At 48.7% G+C, this 2390-nt stretch carries 3 protein-coding genes; all 3 read right to left on the bottom strand.

From position 1 onward, the window contains the following. On the bottom strand, positions 1-373 hold a 373-nt coding region (locus BQ9856_RS25690; RefSeq protein ID WP_077610350.1), incomplete at its 3' end, for a PadR family transcriptional regulator. Between the two features lie 190 nt (positions 374-563). Then, the gene (locus tag BQ9856_RS25685) at positions 564-905 is read right to left on the bottom strand and encodes a hydrogenase maturation nickel metallochaperone HypA/HybF (protein ID WP_077610349.1); all 342 of its coding nucleotides are present in this window, start codon (positions 903-905) and stop codon (positions 564-566) included. Continuing rightward, positions 898-2390 (bottom strand): FAD-dependent oxidoreductase (locus BQ9856_RS25680; RefSeq protein WP_139348763.1); only part of this gene is annotated, 1493 nt, incomplete at its 5' end. The genes BQ9856_RS25685 and BQ9856_RS25680, both read right to left, overlap by 8 nt.

The raw sequence follows: 2390 nt of genomic DNA, 5'->3' as shown, positions 1-2390 counted from the left end.
TTACAACGGGTTCAATCATTTTAACAAGAGCTTTTAAATTGGCAATTGCATTTTCTTTGGGCAAAAATTCATAAAAGAAAATCTTTACCAAATGGTCTTGTCTTGACTTTTCGAAAAGGACCGGTTCCGCAACCCAATTCAAAAAAGCTTCTTTTCCGCTCTCGGTGATCCGGTATACCTTCTTATACTTACTCCCCTCAACAGATTCATGAAACAGAACCAGGCGCTTACTCTCCAGCCTCTTTAGCGCCGGATAGATACTTCCAAAGCTCGCATCAAAGAAATAGGATGTTGAATAAGTCATCCATTGCTTTAAGTCATATCCGCTTTTTTCACCGTTCATGAGGAATCCAAGAATTATGAATTCTAGCATAATTGCCTCCTTTGTCTATTTTATATCGATCATATATATATCGTATCGATATATTGGTTTTATATTACACCTCAATATTTTTCTTGTCAATCTTTTTTTACCGCTATCTTACGCTATTTTCCGGTAGTAAAAAAGCCAGCATAAAAGTTTGATAAAAATCAACTCCTTACACCGGCTTTTCTGCACTCCATTAACAGGCCACAATTTCTTTAATCATAAACTCCCGTCCGCCAAGCAATTCCCAGGAAGTACTCCCGCAAACAGGGCATTTATGTAAGTTCTCCAGGACATGGAATACTTTACCGCATTGGCAGCATCGTCCATTTCCCGGAATGATTTCAATCTCCAGACGGGTGTTTTCCAGCAGCGTGCCGTAAACAGCGGCGGGATAACACTGCTCCACATAATAAGGTACCACCGAAGCCAGCTCGCCGATCTGCAGCACCAGCGTTTCCACCTTTGTCAGCTGCTGCTCGCGGGCGATATTCTCTACCACGCGCACTACCTCAGCGATAATACCCAACTCATGCATGGAACGCCTCCTGTCTGCTCATTGCCTTACGAATTTTTTTCATGGTTATTTTCGCTCTGCGTTTTACCACATGGGGCAAAACCGCTTTTTTCATATCCAGCAGGGATACGCCTTCCCCGTCATATCGGCGTATCAGTGAGATTGCATCAAATTTACACTTGGTGGTACACTGGCCGCAGCCTACGCACAGGAATTCATCCACCACTGCGGCCCCGCAGCCCAGGCAGCGTTCCGTCTCTTTTTGTACCTGCTCTTCGGTAAAGGTACCGCGTTCATCGGAGAAGCTGTGAGGATTTGCCTTTTGTCTGACCTTCTGACGGGGCATGCGGTCATAGGTCTCCAATACAAGGGAATCTTTATCCAGGGACTTATATTCACGGCGGTCCCGTCCAATGACGAGGCTCTGGCCCGGCTGTACAAACCGGTGGATGGAAACCGCTCCCTGCTTACCCGCCGCAATCGCATCAATGGCAAATCCGGGGCCGGTAAACGCGTCTCCGCCGGCAAAGATATCCGGCTCATCAGTCTGGTAAGTAAAGGGGTCGGCCTTTATGGTACCGTCAGGATTGCAGACAATCCCTGTGCCTTTAAGCAGATTGCCCCAGCTTATGGTCTGACCGACGGAAAGCAATACCCAGTCAGCTTCCGCTATCATAGTATCACGATCATCGAACACAGGCGTAAAACGGCCGTTTTTATCAAACACCGATACACAGCGCCGGAACTCAACCCCCGTAACCCGTCCGTTTTCCGCAATAATCCGGACCGGGCCCCAGCCATTATGAATCCCTATGTTTTCTTCCTTTGCCTCCTCCAGTTCATCATGTGAGGCCGGCATTTCCTCCGGGCTCTCAAGACAGTAAAGCTCCACGTTTTCAGCCTCCGCACGGGCAGCCGTGCGCGCAACATCTATTGCCACGTTTCCGCCGCCGATCACAATGGCCTTCCCAAACAGCTTCACATCTTCCAGACGGTTTATACGGCGGATAAAATCAATGCCGGAATATACCCCCCCGGCTTCTTCGCCTTCTATCCCAAGACCGCGGCCTTCCTGAGCGCCGATTGCCAGGTAAAAAGCCTCAAATCCCTGTCTGCGCAGCTGCCCGATGGTAATATCCCTTCCCACTTCCACGCCTGTTTTGAATTCCACGCCCAGCTTGCGGAGTACATTGATTTCTGCATGAACCACGTCTTTTCCCAAACGGAAGGACGGGATTCCCATCATCAGCATCCCGCCTGGCTCCTTTTCCTTTTCAAACACGGTCACCTTATATCCATCCACTGCAAGAAAATAGGCACAGGAAAGGCCGGCCGGACCTGCTCCGACCACAGCTATGGGCCGGCCATAGCTGTGGCGTTTTTCCGGAACAAAACAACGGGCTTCATTTAAGTCCTGATAAGCGATAAATTTTTTAATCTCATCAATTGCTACGGGTTCATCAATGTCTCCCCGGGTACAGGCCGATTCACACCGGCGGTTACAGA

The sequence above is a fragment of the Clostridium sp. Marseille-P2415 genome (genome assembly GCF_900155545.1).
Lineage (GTDB): Bacteria > Bacillota > Clostridia > Lachnospirales > Lachnospiraceae > Lacrimispora.
This window is presented reverse-complemented; position numbering and strand designations above follow the sequence as displayed.